We start from the raw sequence: 2,039 nt of genomic DNA, 5'->3' as shown, positions 1-2,039 counted from the left end.
AAATATTCACATTAACTCTTTCATGTTCGAACCCATTTTGGACATATCTCTTGATCATTTATATACATGTTTGGAGAAAGTCAAAAATTTAAATTAAATAAGTCTTATCAATAGATCAATTACTCTAATGTTTCACATGGAACAATTTTAAAGAAAAGCGTTTTATTTAAAATTCATACCACTTTTGTTATAATCGTTTTTATCCCATTTTAAAGCATTGAAAAGCATTATACTTATAAAAGCGTGGCATTAAAAAACGCTTTTATAAACAACGATAAACTTTTAAAGCATGCGTTTTTAAGCGGTATAAGGAATTAATATGGATTATAAAAAATTAGATTTACCCAACACAAACTACCCAAATAAAGAGCAACTGAAAGCTTTTGAAACCGCTTTTAACGCCTTTTTAGAAACCAACCCACAAGAAAATGAAAATCACCACAACGACGCTTTTAATGATTTATTGAAAGGTGTTTTTAAATACAAGGTTAAGCCCACCGAAAAAATAGACAGCGCTATTCTTAATGAAAATAACGAAGTGGAAGTGATCATTGAATTTAAAGCCCTTAAAAACCCCAACGAATTTATTAAAAAGGGCGATTTGAATGTTAAAGCCTTGCATGAAAGCCTTTTCTATTATCTCAGAGAAAGAAAAGGGGGTAATAACAACCTTAAGCATCTTATCTTAGCCACTATTAAAGAGCTTTATATCATTGATGCGGACGAATTTGAGGTTTTTAATAAAGATAAAGAAATTAAAAAAGCCTTTGAAAATTGCCACGATAGAAAGGGTAACGATACACGCACAAAAGCGTTTTATGATGCTTGCCAAAAGCGCCTTAATGAGCTTGATCGTTCTTTGAAATACCACCATATCTCTCTCAAAAAAGAAAATTTAGCCCTAATCTATCAAGCCCTAAGCCCTAATTTTTTGCTCAAAATTCCAAAATATTCTGACGCTAACACGCTTAACAAAGATTTTTATGAAGAATTGCTCTATATTTTAGGGTTAGAAGAGCAAAATGAAAAGGGGAAAACTTTAATCAAGCCCAGCCGCACCCAAAACTCCCTAAGCGCTGCTTTAAAAGAGGAATACAAAAATTTAGACGATGAAGAAGTCATGGCGTTACTCATCGCTTGGAATAACCGCATCTTGTTTTTACGGCTTTTAGAAAGCCTTTTAATCTCGTTCGAGCATTTTAAAAATCCTTTCTTAACCACAGAAAACTTTAAGGATTTCAACGCCCTAAACACCCTCTTTTTTGAAGTCCTAGCCAAGAAAAATAACGAGCGTTTACCAGAAATTAAAGAAGACAAGATTTTACAAAAAATCCCTTATTTGAATTCCAGTTTGTTTGATCAAACGCCTTTGGAATTAAAGGGGTGTGAAATCAAGCTTTTAGACAATAAGAAGCTAGAAATCTATAAAAATTCCGTTCTCAAAAAACATGAAGATTATCAAAAAGATAAACCTTTGCCCTTGCTGGAATACTTTTTTAAATTTTTGCGTCTTTATAAATTCACCACCACCCCTAAGGACATTAAAGATAATACCGATACCAGCGAAAGCCGTTTGATTAACCCTAGCGTTTTAGGGCTTGTTTTTGAAAAACTCAACGGCTATAAAGAGGGGAGCTTTTATACCCCAAGCTTCATCACAAGCTACATGTGCAAAGAGAGTATCACGCCCATTGTGTTGGATAAATTCAACGCCATTTATCAGTGGGACTGCGAAAATCTAAAAGCGTTGCGAGAAAAAATAGACAGAAATTTTTCAAATGAAAAAGCTAAAGAATACCTAAACACGCTTTTAACTTTACGCATTTGCGATCCGGCGGTGGGGAGCGGGCATTTTTTAGTCTCTGCGCTCAATGAAATGGTGTTAATTGTTTATGAGCTAGGGCTTATTGCTTCCTTGCATCGCTACGATCTTAAATTAGAAAACGATGAAATCATCATTCACACGCCAGAGGATAAAGTCTTTAAATATACCATACCGCATAGCGAAAACGACCCCCACCACCACATCCAAAAAGAAC

General features: G+C 34.4%; 1 protein-coding gene. It reads left to right on the top strand.

The genetic code is table 11. The features are described from left to right. Positions 1–319 precede the first annotated feature (319 nt). Positions 320–2,039: type IIG restriction enzyme/methyltransferase (locus QT74_RS07745; protein WP_033765903.1), on the top strand; the 1,720-nt coding region annotated here is incomplete at its 3' end.

The sequence above is a fragment of the Helicobacter pylori SA213A genome (assembly GCF_000476275.1).
Classification (GTDB): Bacteria; Campylobacterota; Campylobacteria; order Campylobacterales; family Helicobacteraceae; genus Helicobacter; species Helicobacter pylori_CL.
Note: the sequence above shows the minus strand (reverse complement) of the source record. Positions and strands in the feature narration are given on the sequence as shown.